This is a genomic window from Limnohabitans sp., assembly GCF_040400975.1.
GTDB lineage: Bacteria > Pseudomonadota > Gammaproteobacteria > Burkholderiales > Burkholderiaceae_C > Limnohabitans_A.
Genome location: NZ_JBBAPF010000003.1, coordinates 120641 through 137472, shown reverse-complemented (window position 1 = coordinate 137472; position 16832 = coordinate 120641). Strand labels below are relative to the sequence as shown.

15 protein-coding genes are annotated in these 16832 nt (G+C 61.1%); 5 read left to right on the top strand and 10 right to left on the bottom strand.

From position 1 onward, the window contains the following. The first annotated feature begins 66 nt into the window (after positions 1-66). The 3 genes from ABWQ00_RS03825 (at position 67) to ABWQ00_RS03815 (ending at position 3129) form a co-directional block, all read left to right on the top strand. Entirely contained in the window at positions 67-2460 is a 2394-nt protein-coding gene (locus tag ABWQ00_RS03825; RefSeq protein WP_353237345.1) for a hypothetical protein, read from the top strand. A 110-nt stretch (positions 2461-2570) separates the two neighbouring features. Further along, the gene (locus tag ABWQ00_RS03820; protein WP_353237344.1) at positions 2571-2852 is read left to right on the top strand and encodes a transcriptional regulator; all 282 of its coding nucleotides are present in this window, start codon (positions 2571-2573) and stop codon (positions 2850-2852) included. Continuing rightward, the gene (locus ABWQ00_RS03815; protein ID WP_353237343.1) at positions 2839-3129 is read left to right on the top strand and encodes a BrnA antitoxin family protein; all 291 of its coding nucleotides are present in this window, start codon (positions 2839-2841) and stop codon (positions 3127-3129) included. Before ABWQ00_RS03820 ends, ABWQ00_RS03815 begins: the two co-directional genes overlap by 14 nt. A 196-nt stretch (positions 3130-3325) precedes the next feature. On the opposite strand, the gene ABWQ00_RS03810 is transcribed toward ABWQ00_RS03815, so the two are convergent. The 5 genes from ABWQ00_RS03810 to ABWQ00_RS03790 all read right to left on the bottom strand — a co-directional run bounded on the left by ABWQ00_RS03810 (position 3326) and on the right by ABWQ00_RS03790 (position 8981). Beyond that, positions 3326-4240, bottom strand: a complete 915-nt coding sequence (locus tag ABWQ00_RS03810; RefSeq protein WP_353237342.1) for a LysR substrate-binding domain-containing protein — start codon at positions 4238-4240, stop codon at positions 3326-3328. 78 nt (positions 4241-4318) lie between these two features. Then, positions 4319-5683 carry an MmgE/PrpD family protein gene (locus ABWQ00_RS03805; RefSeq protein WP_353237341.1) on the bottom strand — a complete coding sequence of 455 codons (1365 nt, stop codon included), beginning with the start codon at positions 5681-5683 and terminating at the stop codon, positions 4319-4321. A gap of 34 nt (positions 5684-5717) precedes the next feature. Beyond that, the gene (locus ABWQ00_RS03800) at positions 5718-6905 is read right to left on the bottom strand and encodes a CaiB/BaiF CoA transferase family protein (protein ID WP_353237340.1); all 1188 of its coding nucleotides are present in this window, start codon (positions 6903-6905) and stop codon (positions 5718-5720) included. A gap of 10 nt (positions 6906-6915) precedes the next feature. Continuing rightward, positions 6916-8076, bottom strand: a complete 1161-nt coding sequence (locus ABWQ00_RS03795) for an acyl-CoA dehydrogenase family protein (RefSeq protein WP_353237339.1) — start codon at positions 8074-8076, stop codon at positions 6916-6918. Positions 8077-8099: 23 nt separating this feature from the next. Then, the gene (locus ABWQ00_RS03790) at positions 8100-8981 is read right to left on the bottom strand and encodes an HTD2 family dehydratase (protein WP_353237338.1); all 882 of its coding nucleotides are present in this window, start codon (positions 8979-8981) and stop codon (positions 8100-8102) included. A 173-nt stretch (positions 8982-9154) separates the two neighbouring features. Here ABWQ00_RS03790 and dapD point away from each other — a divergent pair, with 173 nt between their 5' ends. Beyond that, positions 9155-10132, top strand: a complete 978-nt coding sequence (dapD, locus tag ABWQ00_RS03785) for a 2,3,4,5-tetrahydropyridine-2,6-dicarboxylate N-succinyltransferase (protein ID WP_353237337.1) — start codon at positions 9155-9157, stop codon at positions 10130-10132. 56 nt (positions 10133-10188) lie between these two features. Here dapD and ABWQ00_RS03780 read toward each other — a convergent pair whose 3' ends face one another. Further along, a complete protein-coding gene (locus ABWQ00_RS03780; RefSeq protein WP_353237336.1) occupies positions 10189-12309 on the bottom strand; it encodes an acetoacetate--CoA ligase in 2121 nt (706 codons plus the stop codon). Positions 12310-12368: 59 nt separating this feature from the next. Continuing rightward, positions 12369-12935: a cob(I)yrinic acid a,c-diamide adenosyltransferase gene (locus tag ABWQ00_RS03775; protein ID WP_353237335.1), complete on the bottom strand. Its 567-nt coding sequence runs from the start codon at positions 12933-12935 to the stop codon at positions 12369-12371. 199 nt (positions 12936-13134) lie between these two features. On the opposite strand from ABWQ00_RS03775, the gene ABWQ00_RS03770 reads away from it, so the two are divergent. After that, positions 13135-14562: an FAD-binding oxidoreductase gene (locus ABWQ00_RS03770; RefSeq protein ID WP_353237334.1), complete on the top strand. Its 1428-nt coding sequence runs from the start codon at positions 13135-13137 to the stop codon at positions 14560-14562. Here the strand turns inward: ABWQ00_RS03770 and ABWQ00_RS03765 are convergent. The 3 genes from ABWQ00_RS03765 to ABWQ00_RS03755 are packed head-to-tail and all read right to left on the bottom strand — an operon-like array spanning position 14554 to position 16830. Next, on the bottom strand, positions 14554-15729 hold the full coding sequence (locus ABWQ00_RS03765) for a benzoate/H(+) symporter BenE family transporter (RefSeq protein WP_353237333.1): 1176 nt from the start codon (positions 15727-15729) through the stop codon (positions 14554-14556). The genes ABWQ00_RS03770 and ABWQ00_RS03765 overlap by 9 nt on opposite strands. Further along, complete coding sequence (locus ABWQ00_RS03760) at positions 15726-15893, bottom strand: hypothetical protein (protein WP_353237332.1); 168 nt, start codon at positions 15891-15893, stop codon at positions 15726-15728. Before ABWQ00_RS03760 ends, ABWQ00_RS03765 begins: the two co-directional genes overlap by 4 nt. A 19-nt stretch (positions 15894-15912) precedes the next feature. Next, positions 15913-16830, bottom strand: coding sequence for a ParB/RepB/Spo0J family partition protein (locus tag ABWQ00_RS03755; RefSeq protein ID WP_353237331.1), 918 nt, complete (start codon positions 16828-16830; stop codon positions 15913-15915). Between the last annotated feature and the right edge of the window lie 2 nt (positions 16831-16832).

The following is a 16832-nucleotide window of genomic DNA, read 5'->3' as shown; positions in this document are numbered from 1 at the left end:
ACATAAAGATTACTTTTTGAGCATTCCTATCAGACAATGTTGATTTTTTAATCAACATTGTCTGCCGTGAGCCTTTATTCCCAGCTGCAAACCGCCAAGAGCGAAGAAGACGTCAAAGACGCCTACATCAAGGCCTTGGGCCTCAAGGGTTACACCAAGGGCTTGATCGACATCCAGAGCCGCGAGATCTGGTTCGAGGCCAAAGACACCGACCGCCATTCCAGCTACGCCATGTTCACCCAGCTGCTGCATTACGTGCAGGTGGCGCTGAACAAAGGCGAGCATGTACCGCCGTTTTTGGCCGTGATCGACACCGAAAAAGCGGCCATCATGAAAAGCGCCGATGTGCTGCCTTTTCTGGCCAAGAAAACCATCCAATGGGGCAAGTCCGCCAGCCAGTTCACGCAAGAAGCACTGGACGAGATCTCGGCCCACATCGGGACCTACTTTGTGTCGTTCAGGATCAAGACGCACGAAGAAGAGTTCATCAACACCGTCAAAGCGGCCATCCATTCGGGCGACATCATCCGCACGCAAATCACGCCGGACAACCTGAAGCAGGTGTTTGACAAGTGGGTGGCCATGGTGGGGCGCGAGATCGTGGGCGTGAAGGAAGAAGACTACGCCCTGCTGTTTTTTGCGGACATCATGCACGACGGCACCGTGTCCACCCACGCCAATTTGCCTGCCGAATTGATGCACAAAAACGGCGCACCGATCTTCTCACTCAAGGGCAAAAACTTTGACTTGGGCAACAAAGAAGGCTACCGCCAGTTTTGGGCCATCTACCACCGCCCGCCCAAATCGGAGTACCGCGACTACCTGCTGGAACGCCGCGACAGCCTGATCCCGTATGACGAGCGCAGCTTCAAGGGCGCGTATTACACACCCTTGCATGTGGTCGACAAAGCCTATGACAAGCTGACAGAAACGCTGGGCGCCAACTGGCAAAAAGACTACATCGTCTGGGACATGTGCTGCGGCGTGGGCAACCTGGAAGTCAAGCACAGCAACCCGCGCAACCTTTACATGAGCACGCTGGACCAAGCCGACATCGACGTGATGAAGGCGACCAAAACCTGTGTGTCTGCCACGCGCTTTCAGTACGACTATTTGAACGACGACATCACCGACGACGGACAGATTGATTACAGCCTGAGCAACAAGGTGCCGCCTGCATTGCGCAAAGCGATTGCGGAGGGGAAGAAGATTTTGGTGTTGATCAATCCGCCGTATGCGGAAGCTGCCAATTCACAGGGGAACGAAGGCAAAACCGACGTGGCCAAAACGCGCATGGGAGCTTTGATGAAAAAAGCTGACTACGGCTATGCGGCCCGCGAGGTGTTTGTGCAGTTTTTGGCGCGGTTGGCACAAGAAATACCGACAGCCACCTTAGCGATGTTCAGCACCTTGAAATACGTGAACGCATCAAACTTTGAACAATTTCGTGAGCATTGGAACGCCAAATACCTGGCAGGTTTCGCGGTACACAGCAAGTCGTTTGACGGGTTGAAAGGCGATTTTCCGATTGGTTTCTTGATTTGGAAAACCAACCAGCTGGCCACCATAAAAACGCCAATGTTGGAGGTGGTGACCGATGTGCTGGACAAAAACGCCACGCCCATTGGCGAGAAATCGTTTTACAACCTACCCTCAAAATTATTCCTTGGCGAATGGATCACGCGATTAAAGAAGAATAACCAAGACGTCATCCCTTTGATCAATGCTGTCACCCCCGTAAAGAAGGTTGACCACGTTCGTAACACCAAATGGTCTGCCAATGCGATTGGGCATTTTTTCTGCAATGGCAATGACCTACAAAATTCAGGAACGATGACCGCTTTGTTTTCGTCGGTGCACTCGATTGGTCATGCGGGTGGGTACTTCGTTACTGCTGAAAATCTCGAGAAAGTGGCAATGGTTTTCGCAGTGCGTCAATTGGTCAAGCACAATTGGATCAATCACAACGACCAGTTTTTGCAGCCATCAGAGCCCTTGTCAAATGAGTTCAAAAATGACTGCCTGCTCTGGATGTTGTTTCACGGCAAGAACCTGAGCGCCAGCGCCAACGACCTCGAGTGGAACGGTAAAAAGTGGTCCATCGTCAACCACTTCATCCCCTACACCGAAGCAGAAGTCGATGCGCCGGACCGCTTCGAATCCGACTTCATGGTGCAGTACCTGGCAGACATTACCCTGTCAGACGAAGCCAAGGCGGTGCTGGATGCTGGCCGCCAACTCTGGCGGGCTTTCTTTGCCCACACCGATGTGCGCACCGTGCGCGACCAATACAAACTCAACCGCCCCGATGTGGGCTGGTACCAAATCCGCAACGCCCTGGCCGAGCGCAACAAAAGCGGCGACACCGCCCCCGTCAACTTCAAACCTTTTGAGGTGGCCTACGAAGCGCTGACCCAAAAGCTGCGCCCGCAGGTGTTCAGTCTGGGGTTTTTACGCTGATGTTGCCAGCAACTTGGCTTCAAGGGTGCTGTTAAACATCTCGTGAATTTATTTAATTCAATGTACAATTAAATATACTGTCCGTGGTTGAAACACCCGTTTTTCAGTCGATGGTGGAAGCCATTTGGACGCCATCAGAGCGCGAAGATTTCGCGGTTTTTATCGGTGAGCATCCGTTCGCGGGTGATGTGATCCCACAAACCGGAGGGCTTCGAAAGCTGCGTTGGTCGCGCCAAGGCATGGGCAAACGCGGCGGTACAAGGGTGATTTACTACACACGACTGCCCAAAGGTGACATCGTGCTGGTCGCGGTTTATGTCAAAGCCAAGTTCGACAACATACCCGCCCAAGTTTTGAACACATGGAAGGAAGCCTACGATGAGCAAGCCTAAACCGATTGAAATGGACGCCGAAACCGCAGCATTTGCAGAGAGTGTGCGTTTGAGCCTGATACAGGCCAAGCAAGGCCAAGCCGCACGCACGTATACGCCTGAGGAACTTCAAACCATCAAAGCCAAAAGGGGTCGGCCCACAGGCAGCAAGCAGGCCACCGTGAAAGTACCCACCACATTGAGACTGGATGAAGCAGCCCTAGAGCGCTGGCGGGCCTCTGGCAAAGGCTGGCAATCAAGGGCCGCCCTTGTGCTGGCGCAACACGCGCCGGGCTGAACACTGTGTCGAAAATTTCTAAACGCCCAACCGTGCGCATGCCCAGTGTGCAAGAGGACAAGGCCATCACCGCTGCAGCCAAAAGTGATCCTGATGCGCAGCCGCTCACGCCCACGCAACTGAAGGCCATGGTCCCACTCAAAAGTTTGCGTGGTCGATCAGACAGGTCCATCCATCACGCATACCGTGAACAGGCTTAGCCTTGAGCCACCGCCAGCCTTGCATCCTCTGACAACAAATCAATCAAGTCCCGCGCAAAGCCCGGCAGCTCGTCGAAGTTGCGCACGCAAATTTGCATGGACCGGATGGCCCACGCGTCAGACAAGGGCACCAGGCGGATGGCCATGCTGCGGGCGTGGCGGCGGGCGGCGGATTCGGGCAGCACGCCCACGCCCACACCGGCTTCGATCATGCGGCAGGCCGACTCGAAACTGCTGACTTGGATGCGCACCTTGAGCGGCTTGTTCAGCTGCTCGCACTCGCGGTTGAGGAAGGCGTGCAAGGCACTCGCTTCGTGCAGGCCCACATGGTCAAACTCCAGCGCGTCAATGAGCGGCATGCTGGGCGAGTCGGCCACGGGGTGGCCATCGGGCACCACCAGCACCAAGCTGTCCGAACGGTAAGGCAGGGTTTGCAGGTTTTCAGTGCGCACCGAGCCGGCCACGATGCCGATGTCGGTCTTGCCGTCCATCACGGCGCACACGATTTCGTTGGACAGTTTTTCTTGCAGGTCGATGTTCACGTCCGGGTGCGTGGCCAGGTAGCGCTTGAGCACCTCGGGCAAGAACTCCCCCAAGGCCGTGGTGTTGGCGTACACGCGCAGGTGGCCTTTGATGCCGCTGGCGTATTCCTGCAGGTCACCACGCAGGTGTTCGATCTGGCCCAGCACCAGTCGCGCGCGGTGCACAAAGGCTTGGCCCGGCTGCGTGAGCGTCACGCCCTGGCTGTGGCGGTTGAGCAGTTTGGCGCCGATGCTTTCTTCGAGGTTTTTGATGCGCGTGCTGGCCGCAGGCAGCGAGATGAAAGAGGCCTCGGCTCCTTTGGTGAGGCTGTTGGCTTCGGCCACCCGCACCATCAGGCACAAATCCACCAGATCGAAATGAACAGACATGGGGCGATTGTGCCAGTGGGGTAGAAAAGACCACGGCGTCCGGCGGTGGCGCAAGCGCTGAGGGCCGTGAAGGCACGCTCATGGCAGCAGCGGGCCCACCGTGGGCCAACTGGCCACTTGCCAGAGTGCGTCCACACTCTGGCGCATGGCTTGGGGCGTGGCACCGCCGCTGAAGGCCGCCAGGCGCAGGGCTTTGTCGGTGATCTCTTGGCGCGACAAGGTGTTGCCCGGGTCGCCCTTGGGCTCGTCCACGCGGCCGTGCAGCACGCGGCCATCGGTGGTGGTCACCGTCACTTTGCCGATCCAGCGTTTGGGGTAGGCGCTGTCCACTTCGGCGTCGAGCACCATGCTGACTTTGCCGCGCAGGGCCTGTGTTGGCTGGCTCAAAAAGTCGCGGTCAAATTCGGTCAGGCCCGCGTGGCCGTGCTGCGCCACCAGCGCCAGCACCGTGCCCATGGAGAACTTGCTTTGGTGCACGGTGACGGGCCGCACCACAGGGCCGAGCACGTCGATAGCGCCCTGGTGCACATGCGTCACCACTTGGGCCAGATCATCGAGCTTGAGACCATGGGTCTGCATGACGTGCAGCAGCGCATCGGCCGCCGGGTGGGTGTGGCGGCAGCTGGCGTGGTACTTGAACGAAGTCTCGGCCGTGGCCCAGCGCGTACCCAATCCATCCACCAGGCGGCTGGGGTCGGCATCGCTCGACATGCCCACGGCCATGCCTTGTGGGCCTTCCAGAATTTCTGCTGCGCCCGTGAAACCGTCTTTGGCCAGGTAGGCCGACATCAAACCCGCAGCGGCGGCGTGCGCGGTGTGCAGCTGCTTGCTGTCGGCAGCGGTGCGCAAGAACTCCCACAGACCCGCCGACTGCGTACCCGCCGAGCCGAAGGCGTGCTGCATTTGCTGCCCATTCAGGCCCAGCAAATGGCCCACGGCCGACGCTGCGGCCAGCGTGCCTGCCGTGCCCGTGGTGTGGAACACGCGATAGTGCGAGCGCCCCAAAAATTCACCCACGCGAATGCCCACTTCGTAGCCGACCACCGAGGCGGCCAGCAGCTGTTTGCCGCTGGCGCCCAAGGCTTGTGCCACCGCCAAGGCGGGTGAAAACACGACCGTGGCCGGGTGGAACACCGAGCCATTGTGCACATCGTCTTGCTCGGCCACATGCGAGGCCGCCGCATTGGCCATGGCTGCCAAATAGGGCGTGGTGCGGGCGCGGTTGATGATGATTTCAGAGGGGCCTTGGGCAGGACCCATGGCCTGCGCAAAGCGGGTGATGCTCTCCACCGGGCGCGCGCCGTGCCCGGCCACCGCAGAGCCGAACCAGTCAACCAGCAGGTCTTCGATCTTGCGGACCACCGGCTCGGGAATGTCTTCGAAGCGAAGGCCTGCGGCAAAGGCGGCGAGTTGGGCGGTGTTGGATGACGTGCTGTGTGCCATGGCGGTCTCTTTGTCCTTGGTTTGGGTGGCGGGGTCAGATGGCTTTGTTCGTGCGCAGGGCTTGCACCGCCGCATCGTCCAGACCCAGCTCGCGCAAGATGGCCTCGGTGTGCTCGCCCACGGCGGGCACGGGGTCCATGCGGTAGTCGTAACGGTTGTTGCGTCCGGGCGGCAACAAGGCGGGGATGTCGCCTGCAGGCGAGCCCACGCTGTGCCAGCGCTCGCGCGCCTTGAGTTGCGGGTGCGCCCAAACACCCGCCATGTCGTTCATGCGGGCGTTGGCGATTTGCGCCTGGTCCAGCCGCGCCTCGACCTCTGGCGTGCTCATGCGGGCGAACATGCTCACGATGAGTTGCTTGAGCTGCGCACGGTTCTCGCTGCGCAAGGCATTGGTGCAAAAGCGCGGATCCTTGGCCAGTGCGGCGTCGCCCAACACCACGTCACAAAAGACTTTCCACTCGCGCTCGTTTTGCAGGCCCAGCATCACGGTGCCACCGTCACCCGCCGCAAACGGGCCATAGGGGTAGATGCTGGCGTGCGAGGCGGCGCTGCGCGGCGGCGGGGTGGCGCCGTCGTGCGCGTAGTACAGCGGGTAGCCCATCCACTCGGCCAGCGCTTCGAGCATGGACACGTCGATGTGGCTGCCCTGACCGGTCTTGCCGCGCAGCAGCAGGGCTGACAGGATGTTGCTGTAGGCGTACATGCCGGCCGCGATGTCGGCGATCGAGTTGCCGGTTTTGGACGGGTCTTCGGGCGTGCCGGTGATCGACAGCATGCCCGCCTCGCTCTGGATCAAGAGGTCGTAGGCTTTTTTATCGCGGTAGGGGCCATCTTCGCCGTAGCCCGAGATGTCGCACACGATCAACTTCGGGTGCTTGGGGCTGAGTGCCTCGAACGACAAACCCATGCGCGCGGCCGCACCAGGCGCGAGGTTTTGCACCAGCACATCGGCACTTTGCAACAAGCTGCTCAGCACGGCCATGGCGTCGGGGTTTTTAAGGTCGAGCGTGAGGCTCTCTTTGGAGCGGTTGGTCCACACAAAGTGCGAGGATTGGCCGCGCACCCGCGTGTCATAGGCCCGCGCGAAATCACCCGCACCGGGGCGCTCGATCTTGATGACGCGGGCACCCAAGTCCGCCAGTTGACGAGTGCAAAAGGGCGCGGCAATCGCGTGTTCGAGCGAGACGACGGTGATGCCGTCCAGAGGTCTTGGCGCAGTCATATCGGAAGTGTCAGAAGGAACGGGGCAAGCCGAGGATGTGCTCGGCCACGTAGCTGAAGATCATGTTGGTCGAGACCGGGGCCACCTGGTACAAGCGCGTCTCGCGGAACTTGCGCTCGATGTCGTATTCACACGCAAAGCCAAAGCCACCGTGCGTTTGCAGGCAGACGTTGGCTGCTTCCCAGCTGGCCTTGGCCGCGAGGTACTTGGCCATGTTGGCTTCGGCTCCAGCGTTTTGCATCGCGTCGATTTTTTCGCAGGCTTTCCAGCGCATCAGGTTGGCGGCTTCGAGTTCAATGAAGGCGTCGGCAATTGGGAACTGCACGCCTTGGTTTTGGCCAATCGGGCGGCCGAACACCACACGGTCTTTGGCGTATTTGGTAGCGCGGTCGATGAACCAGTAACCATCGCCAATGCACTCGGCCGCGATCAGCACGCGCTCGGCGTTCAGGCCGTCGAGCAAGGTCTTGAAGCCTTTGCCTTCTTCGCCCAAGAGCGCGTCTTCGGGGATTTCGAGGTTGTCAAAAAACAGCTCGTTGGTCTCGTGGTTGACCATGTTCAAGATGGGGCGCACCGTGAGGCCATTGCCAATGGCTTGCTTCAGGTCGATCAAGAAGCAAGACAGGCCCTCGGAGCGCTTGGTGACCTGGTCGGCGGGCGTGGTGCGGGCCAGCAAGATCATCAGATCGCTGTGCTGGATGCGCGAGATCCAGACCTTTTGGCCGTTGATCACCCAGCGGCCGTCTTTTTTGACGGCGGTGGTTTTGAGCTTGGTCGTGTCGCTGCCCGTGGTGGGCTCGGTCACGCCCATGGACTGGATGCGCAACTCGCCCGTGGCGATCTTGGGCAAGAGCGTGTTTTTCTGGGCCTCAGACCCGCTGCGCACGATGGAATTCATCACGTACATCTGGCCGTGGCAAGCGCCGGAGTTGCCGCCCGAGCGGTTGATCTCTTCCATGATGACCGAGGCCTCGGCCATGGACAGGCCCGAGCCACCGTATTCCTGCGGGATCAGCGCGGCCATCCAACCGGCTTTGGTGAGGGCGTCGACAAACTCTTCGGGGTAGCCGCGTTTTTCGTCGACCTTGCGGTGGTACTCGTCAGGGAACTGAGCGCACAGGGCACGCACGGCGTCGCGGATGTCTTGGTATTGATCGGGTGAGGTGTGCATGGGTTTTGTGTCGGTGAAAAGTTTCAGGCCACGGTGGCTTGCGCTTGCATGGTGAGCCAGCCTTCGTGGTCGCAAGCCCACAGGTCAATGGTTTTTCCATCGGCAGAGGGTCGGCCATTCAGGCGGAAAGGGTGCAGGTCAAAGGTGGGGCGCACGGCGCGGAACTGAAACGATGCCAAGCGCGCACCGGGCACTTGCCTGCGCACCAGGTCCACCAACAAGGTGGCGATCAATGGGCCGTGCACGATGAGGCCGGGGTAGCCTTCTTCTTGTGTGACGTAGCTGCGGTCGTAGTGGATGCGGTGGCCATTGAAGGTGAGCGCCGAATAGCGGAACAACGACACCGGGTCGGGCACAAACTCGCGCTGCCAAGGGGCGTCGGTATCGGCGGCGGTGGGTGGCACTTCGGGCGCACCCGGCACGGCCGCAGCGCGGTACACGATGTCGTGGGTTTCGGTCAGGCACAGGCCTTGGGCGTTGCTGAAAGCGTGCTCGACTTCGACAAACAACAGGTCGCCCGTGCGGCCGGACTTGTGTTTGACCGAAGCGATGCGCGAATGCTTTTGTGCTGCGTCGCCCACACGCAGTGGGTTGTTGGTTTGCCACTGCAAGCGGCCGCCAGCCCACATGCGCCTGGGCAAGGGCACGGGCGGCAAAAAGCCCCCGCGCAAGGGGTGGCCGTCGGGCCCGATCTGGCTTTGTGGGGCTTGCGGCAAAAAGTACAGCCAATGCCACAGCGGGGGCACGTCGCTGCTTGCGGTTTGGCGGGCGTCATCGCGGTCCAGCAAGGCACTTTGGCCACGCAACGGGGCGGCCACGATCTCATCGCTCAATGTTTCACTGCGGCCTTCCCAGTTGCGCAGGTGCGCGACTTGGGTCGCGTCTAAGGTGGTGGAGGTGTTCATGGGGTCGATCTTCGCCGAGTCGGGGCCGTGGGGCCGTCTGTCTTTGCAAAAGAGGGGGTTTGTGCTGCGCAAAGGGGGGACAGCCCCCATGCAATGGGCTTGGTCAGGGCCTGTGTAATGGACCCCATCCACGATAATCCATGCTTTTGAGTATTCGCTACGGAGAAAACCCCATGAGCACATTCCAAACCACCGGCGCACGCGCCACGGGCCTCGCCACCATCGCCGCTGACGGCACTGTGCTGGACACTTGGTTCCCCGCCCCCGAACTGGCCGCCGACGTGGCCGCCAGCGGCAGCACCCGGCTGACCCAGGCCGAAGCCGTCGCCGCTCTGGGCGCTGAGGTGGCCCAAGCCCTGGTGGCCTGCAGCGTGCGCAACGCCACCGTGGTGGCCGTGCGCACCGAGATCAAAAGCCTGGCTGACGCACCCGCCGACACACACGACGCCTACCTGCGCCTGCACCTGCTGAGCCACCGCTTGGTGTTGCCGCACGGTGCCAACGTGACCGGCATCTTTGGCCTGCTGCCCAACGTGGCTTGGACCAACTTTGGCCCCTGCGCGCTGGCCGATGTGCCCGCCGCCCGCCTGAAGGCCCGTGGGACCGGCCGCGTACTGGAAATCAAGGGCCTGGACAAGTTCCCCCAAATGACCGACTACGTGATCCCGTCCGGCGTGCGCATTGCCAACGCCGATCGCGTGCGCCTGGGCGCGCACCTGGCCAGCGGCACCACCGTCATGCACGAAGGCTTTTGCAACTTCAACGCAGGCACCTTGGGCGCCAGCATGGTCGAAGGCCGCATCAGCGCGGGCGTGGTGGTGGATGACGCCAGCGACATCGGCGGCGGCGCGTCCATCATGGGCACGCTGTCAGGTGGTGGCAAAGAAGTCATCAAGGTCGGCAAGCGCTGCTTGCTGGGTGCCAACGCCGGCATCGGCATCTCGCTGGGCGACGACTGCATCGTCGAAGCCGGTTGCTACATCACCGGCGGCAGCCGCGTGCAAATGCCCGATGGCTCGGTCATGAAGGCCAAAGAGCTGTCTGGCAAAAACGGCATCCTGTTCCGCCGCGATTCACAGTCGGGCGCATTGCACGCCATCCCGCGCAACAAGAGCTGGGGCGAGTTGAATGCGGAGTTGCACAAGAACTGATTTCGGGTTCTGCTCAAAACAAACGGCGTGCACGCGCAAGTGGGCACGCCGTTTTTTTAGACCTTGGACAAATGCCGCTTGGCCAGGTCCACATACCAATCCAGGCACCCCGGGTTGGCCATGGCGTCTTTGTTGACCACCTTTTCCAGCGGCTGGCCCAGCATGAGCTTCTTGATCGGCAGTTCCTGCTTTTTGCCGGACAGGGTGCGCGGGATCTCGGCCACTTGGAAGATGTCGTTGGGGATGAAACGCGGGCTGAGCGCCACCTTGATGGCGTTGTTGAGCTTGACTTGGAGCGCGTCATCCAAGATGGTGCCCGGGCGCAGCACCACAAACAAGGGCATGTAGCTTTCCTTGCCCAGGTACTCCAGGTCCACCACCATCGAGTCCATGACTTCGGGCAGGGCTTCGACGGCGCTGTACAGCTCGCTGGTGCCCATGCGCAGGCCGTAGCGGTTGATGGTGGCGTCGCTGCGGCCAAAGATCACGCAGCCTTCACCCTCGCCTTGCGCGTTGCCGATGCGCAGCCAGTCACCGTGTCGCCAGACGCCGCCCATGCTGGCCGGGCCGTCGCCGCCACCGGGCATGCGGCCGTGGCCTGCGGGGTACATCTCGAAATAGCTGGCGAGGTAGCGGGCGTTGTCCTTGTCGTTCCAGAAGTACAGCGGCATGGACGGAATGGGCTGGGTGCAGACCAACTCACCCACTTCGCCCAGCACCGGTTCGCCCGCTTCGTTCCAGGCCTCGACCGCGCAACCCAGTTCGCGGCACTGCATCACGCCCGCCTCTTGCGGCAGCTCGCGGTGGCCGCCCACAAAGGCGCCCGCAAAGTCGGTGCCACCTGAGATGTTGCACCACCAGATATCGGTACCGATGGCCTTGAATTGATCGACGCCCCAAGTTTGGGTTTCGGGCGACAAGGGCGAACCCGTGGTGCCCAAAGCCCGCACCCGCGTCAAATCGCCACAGCGCGCAATGTCCACACCGGCCTTTTGGCAGTTGGCAAAAAAAGCCGCACCCGCACCAAAGAACGTGACCTTTTCTTCAGCCGCCATGCGCCACAAAATGCCCCAGTCCGGCTTGTCTTTGCTGCCGCCGGGGTTGCCGTCATAAATCACGCAGGTCACACCGTTGAGCAGGCCGGCCACCTGTGCGTTCCACATGACCCAGCCGGTGGAGCTGTACCAATGAAAGCGCTCGCCCCAGCTGTTGGGGTGGTAGCTGCAGCCAATGTCGTTGTGCAAGATCTTGTTGGCCAAGGCCACGATCACGGTGCCGCCATGGCCGTGCACGATGGGCTTGGGCAGGCCGGTGGTGCCGCTCGAATACACAATCCACAAAGGGTGGTCAAAGGCCAGCCACATGGGCTCAAAGGCCTGCACATCGGCATCGTCACGCGCGGTGATGGTCGACATCTGCACGCTGGCACCCACATCGCAGTTGGTCAGATCCAGTGTGCCCAGGTTGTCGTGAACGATGACGTGCTGCACACTGGGCAGCGCGTCGCGCAATTCCTGCACCACGCCCATGCGATCAAAGTCGCGCCCGCCATAGCTCACCCCATCCACCGCGATCAGTACCTTGGGTTCGATCTGTTTGAAACGGTCGAGCACGGCATTGGTGCCCATGTCCGGGGCGCAAATGCTCCACACCCCGCCCACGCTGGCGGTGGCCAAAAACGCCACCATCGCCTCAGGGATATTGGGCATGTAGGCCGCCACCCGGTCACCGGGCTTGACGCCTTGGGCTTGCAGGTGCAAAGCCATGGCCGCCACTTGACGGCGCAGCTCGGGCCAACTCATCTCGCGACGCAGGCCTTTTTCGTTGTGGCTGATGACGGCCAAAAACCCCGCCTCGTGAGCGGGCTGCACATGGCGCAACACCTGGTGCGCGTAATTGGTCTGGGCCCCAGGGAACCACTTGGCCCCCGGCATGACGTTGTTGGCCAGCACCGCCGTGTGCGGCGTGGGCGACTGGAAGTCAAAGTAATCCCAGATGCTTTGCCAGAAGGCATCCAGCTCGGTCACCGACCAACGCCACAGCGCGTTATAAGTGGCAAAGCTCAGGCCGCGTTCGTCGCGCAGCCAGTTTTGGTACAGCCTGATCTGGGGCAAGTAGGGAGCCAAATCGGGGGATCGTGTCGCGGTATTCATGCGTTGCAGCGTATCAGCGGCCATGCCCCGCTGTCACGCGCATCAACCCTGAAACATGCGCCTAGGTGACAGCCCCCGAACTTTCAAACTGCCGGGTCTTTTTGCATGCGTGCACTCTTCCAGTACACGTCATCGCCGCCATTCATGCGGTTAAGCACCCGGGCCAGCACAAACATCAGGTCGGACAAGCGGTTGAGGTATTGGCGCGGGGTTTCGTTGATGGCCTCTTCGTTGCCCAAGGCCACACAAGCGCGTTCGGCCCGCCGCGCGACGGTTCGGCACACATGGGCCTGCGACGCGCCGCGTGTGCCTGCGGGCAAGATGAACTCTTCGAGCTTGGGCAGCTGGGCGTTGTAGGTTTCAAGGGCATCGTCCAGGGCCGCCACGGCTTCTTCTTTGAGCAATTCAAAGCCGGGGATCGACAGCTCACCGCCCAGATTGAACAGCTGGTGCTGCACCTCGACCAACACATCGCGCACGTCGGTGGGCATGTCCTCGCACAGCAGCAGTCCGATGTGGGAATTGAGCTCATCCACCTCGCCCATGGCGTGGACACGCAAGCTGTTTTTGGACACGCGCTGGTTGTTGCCCAGGCCGGTGGTGCCGTTGTCCCCGGTGCGGGTGGCGATTTGTGTGAGTCGGTTGCCCATGGTTTGGCTCTCTTTTTGGTTCGCTCAAGTGTGCAGGATCGGGAAAATCGCCCACGGGGGTGGGCTCCTACATAGAGCTACGATTGTCGGCCAACTGGCTGCAGCTTGTCTGACAGTGGACAGCAAGGCCATTGTTTGGGGTGTAAACTGCTGTTCTGCATGTCTGGCGGATTTGGCCCGCCACCACTGGAGACACCCTATGAACGCCCCCACCCCTGTCGCCCATCTGGCCCCTGAAGTTGCGCAACGCGCCGTACCGGAAGCTTTTTTGACGGCCCTGAAAGCCCGCTTTGGCACCAACTGCTCCACGGCGCTGGTGGTGCGCGAGCAGCACGGCCGCGACGAGTCGGCCTTCACCCATGTGCCGCCCCCAGCCGCCGTCGTGTTTGCCGAAAACACGCAGGATGTGGCCGACGCGGTGACACTGTGTGCCGAGCACAAGGTGCCAGTCATCCCATTTGGCGTGGGTTCTTCGCTCGAAGGCCATTTGCTGGCGGTGCAAGGCGGCATCAGCATCGACCTGACACGCATGAACAAAGTGCTGTCCATCAACGCCGAAGACCTGACGGTGACGGTGCAGCCAGGCGTGACGCGCAAGCAGCTCAATGAAGAGATCAAGTCCACCGGCTTGTTCTTCCCGATCGACCCCGGCGCAGACGCCACCATTGGCGGCATGAGCGCAACACGTGCCAGCGGCACCAACGCGGTGCGCTACGGCACCATGCGCGAAAACGTGCTGGCCATGGAAGTGGTCACATCGTCGGGCGAGATCATCCGCACCGGCACCCGCGCCAAAAAATCCAGCGCAGGTTACGACCTGACGCGCCTGATGGTGGGCAGCGAAGGCACGCTGGGCGTGATCACCGAAGTCACCGTGCGCCTCTATCCCTTGCCCGAGGCCATCTCGGCCGCGATCTGCTCCTTCCCCAGCATCGAGGCGGCGGTGCACACCGTGATCCAGACCATCCAGCTGGGCGTGCCGATCGCGCGAGTGGAATTGCTGGACCACAACAGCATTCGCATGGTCAACGCCTACGCCAAACTGGGCCTGCGCGAAGAGCCCATGCTGCTGATGGAGTTCCACGGCTCACCCGCAGGCGTGAAAGAACAAGCCGAAACCGTGCAAGAAATTGCCAGCGAATTTGGCGGCAATTCGTTTGAATGGGCCACCACGCCCGAAGAGCGCACCCGCCTGTGGACCGCACGGCACAACGCCTACTTTGCGGCCATCCAGAGCAAACCCGGCTGCCGCGCCATCAGCACCGACACCTGCGTGCCGATCAGCCGCCTGGCCGATTGCCTGCTCGACTCCATCACCGAAACCGACGCCAGCGGCCTGCCCTACTTTTTGGTCGGCCACGTGGGCGACGGCAACTTCCACTTCGGCTATTTGATCGACCCCAACAACCCCCAAGAGTGCGAAACCGCCGAAGCCTTGAACCAGCAACTGGTCAGCCGCGCCCTGCGTTTGGGCGGCACCTGCACGGGCGAGCACGGCATTGGTTTGCACAAAATGGACTTCTTGCGCACCGAAACCGGTGAAGGCGCGGTGGACATGATGCGCACCATCAAGCGGGCGCTGGACCCGCACAACATCATGAATCCGGGGAAGATTTTTTCAATGTGAGGCCGTTTGACGCCGTGTCCACAGCCACTGCGCCAGAGCCCCCACCACCACACCCCAAAAAGCCGAGCCCACGCCGGCCACCGTCACACCCGACAGCGTGACCAAAAAGGTGAGCAAGGCAGCTTCACGGTGCTGCTCGTCTTTGACGGCCACCGCCAAACCCGAGGCCATGGTGCCCAGCAAAGCCAATCCGGCCACAGCCAACACCAGTGCCTGGGGAAACGCGGCCATCAGACTGACGATGGTGCCGCCCGCCAGGCCCAAAGCGATGTACAACAAGCCCGCCGCCGCCGATGCCGTGTACCGGCGGCTGGGGTCAGGGTGCGCCTCTTTGCCCATGCAGATCGCCGCCGTGATGGCCGCCAAATTGAGGGCATAACCGCCAAATGGGGCCAAGACCAGGCTGGCCAAACCGGTCGCCCCCACCACGGGAGAGATCGGAATGTCATAACCGGAAGCGCGCTGCGCCGCCACACCCGGCAGATTTTGCGAAGCCATGGTCACCACAAACAGCGGCAGGGCCACGCTGACCAAGGCCGCCCAGCTCCATGTGGGGCTCACCCACACAGGTACAGCCCAAGTCCAGGCCACGCTGGACAGGTGCAGCTGGCCTTGCAGTGCCGCCACCACCATGCCCACCAGCAAGACCACCGGCACCGACCAGCGCGGCCACCAACGCCGACCCAGCAGATAACTCAGGGTCATGGCCAGCACCAACACAGGCGCATGCGCCACGGCCCCCACGGCGTCCAAAGCAAAACGCGCCAACACCCCGGCCAACAAAGCGCTGGCCAGCGCCAGTGGAATTTTGGACATCAGGCGTTCAAACCAGCCGCTGTAGCCGACCACCATGATCAAGAGCGCACAAACGATGAATGCCCCCGTGGCCTCGGACAAGCTCACGCCCTGACTGACGGCCAACACCGCGGCACCGGGTGTAGACCACGCGGTCAACACCGGCCGTCGGTACCACAGGCTCAGACCCAAACTGGTGACGCCCATGCCGAGACCCAAGGCCCACATCCAGGACACCATTTGTGCTTCGCTGGCACCCAAAGCTTGCGCCGCTGAAAAAACAATCGCGGCAGAACTGGTGAAACCCACCAACACCGCCACAAAACCAGCCACCCCAGTGGACACCGAAAAGTCGCGCCAAAGGCCTCTCATGCGGCACCGCCTTTGGCCAACAACAAGCGCTCCACCGGAACGTGACAAACAGGTTCTGGCCACTCTTGACGCAGTTTTTGGGTGGCCGCAATCCAGCGCATGAAATAAAACGACAGGGAAGTCAGGCTCGCCGCCGCGAGATAAAAAGCCAGAATCGAGATCATCTTCGCAGGCTTTGGCGGTTTATCCGCGCAATTTGTCGATCAGGCCATTGAGTTCGTCGACCGACCCAAACTGAATGCTCAACTCACCCATCTCCTCTATCCGGCCCATGCGTTTGACGCGTTTCTTGACACGCACTTCCACCTCAGCCATCAACAAATCGGACAACTCCTCTTCAATGCGGCGAATGTCTCGGGACTTTTCCTTTTTGGGTTTTTGCGTGACCAGGTTGAATTCGGCGCCGAGCTTTTTAGCCAGGCTCTCGGCTTCGCGCACCGACATTTTTTTGGCCGCAATCTGATTGGCCGCCGTGATTTGCGCCGCCTTGTCCAGAGACAAGAGCGCACGGGCATGGCCCATGTCCAGATCGCCCGCCATCAACATGCTTTGCACCGGTTCTGCCAAATTCAGCAAACGCAGCAAGTTACTGCCCGCGCTGCGTGAGCGGCCAACGGCCTGCGCAGCGGCTTCGTGAGTGAGCCCAAACTCTTTGATCAGACGCTGCAAGCCTTGGGCCTCTTCCAGTGGGTTGAGGTCTTCGCGCTGAATGTTCTCAATCAAGGCCATGGCCGCGGCAGCCTCGTTGGGCACATCGCGCACCAGCACCGGCACGCTCTCCAGGCCGGCCAACTTGCTGGCCCTGAAACGCCGCTCGCCCGCGATGATCTCGTACTTGCCCGCTTGCGCACCGTCCTTCAACTGGCGCACCAAGATCGGCTGCATGATGCCTTGGGCCTTGATGGATTCGGCCAACTCGTACAAAGCGCCTTCGTCCATGCGGGTGCGCGGCTGGTACATGCCGGGCACCATTTGGTCCAACTTGAGTTGGCTAGGCAAGCCACTTTCGGCATAAGACGCCGTGTCCGGTGCGTCTTCGACCGTCGGGCCCAACAGGGCTTCGAGTCCTCGGCCAAGACCTTTGGGTTTTTTGGTGACCATGA

What these genes read in the sequence shown, in the direction of transcription:
- ABWQ00_RS03820 (WP_353237344.1), top strand. Translation starts at nt 2,571, where the DNA reads ATGGTGGAAGCCATTTGGACGCCATCAGAGCGCGAAGATTTCGCGGTT.
- ABWQ00_RS03815 (WP_353237343.1), top strand. Translation starts at nt 2,839, where the DNA reads ATGAGCAAGCCTAAACCGATTGAAATGGACGCCGAAACCGCAGCATTT.
- ABWQ00_RS03810 (WP_353237342.1), bottom strand. Translation starts at nt 4,240, where the DNA reads ATGTCTGTTCATTTCGATCTGGTGGATTTGTGCCTGATGGTGCGGGTG.
- ABWQ00_RS03805 (WP_353237341.1), bottom strand. Translation starts at nt 5,683, where the DNA reads ATGGCACACAGCACGTCATCCAACACCGCCCAACTCGCCGCCTTTGCC.
- ABWQ00_RS03800 (WP_353237340.1), bottom strand. Translation starts at nt 6,905, where the DNA reads ATGACTGCGCCAAGACCTCTGGACGGCATCACCGTCGTCTCGCTCGAA.
- ABWQ00_RS03795 (WP_353237339.1), bottom strand. Translation starts at nt 8,076, where the DNA reads ATGCACACCTCACCCGATCAATACCAAGACATCCGCGACGCCGTGCGT.
- ABWQ00_RS03790 (WP_353237338.1), bottom strand. Translation starts at nt 8,981, where the DNA reads ATGAACACCTCCACCACCTTAGACGCGACCCAAGTCGCGCACCTGCGC.
- dapD (WP_353237337.1), top strand. Translation starts at nt 9,155, where the DNA reads ATGAGCACATTCCAAACCACCGGCGCACGCGCCACGGGCCTCGCCACC.
- ABWQ00_RS03780 (WP_353237336.1), bottom strand. Translation starts at nt 12,309, where the DNA reads ATGGCCGCTGATACGCTGCAACGCATGAATACCGCGACACGATCCCCC.
- ABWQ00_RS03775 (WP_353237335.1), bottom strand. Translation starts at nt 12,935, where the DNA reads ATGGGCAACCGACTCACACAAATCGCCACCCGCACCGGGGACAACGGC.
- ABWQ00_RS03770 (WP_353237334.1), top strand. Translation starts at nt 13,135, where the DNA reads ATGAACGCCCCCACCCCTGTCGCCCATCTGGCCCCTGAAGTTGCGCAA.
- ABWQ00_RS03765 (WP_353237333.1), bottom strand. Translation starts at nt 15,729, where the DNA reads ATGAGAGGCCTTTGGCGCGACTTTTCGGTGTCCACTGGGGTGGCTGGT.
- ABWQ00_RS03760 (WP_353237332.1), bottom strand. Translation starts at nt 15,893, where the DNA reads ATGATCTCGATTCTGGCTTTTTATCTCGCGGCGGCGAGCCTGACTTCC.
- ABWQ00_RS03755 (WP_353237331.1), bottom strand. Translation starts at nt 16,830, where the DNA reads ATGGTCACCAAAAAACCCAAAGGTCTTGGCCGAGGACTCGAAGCCCTG.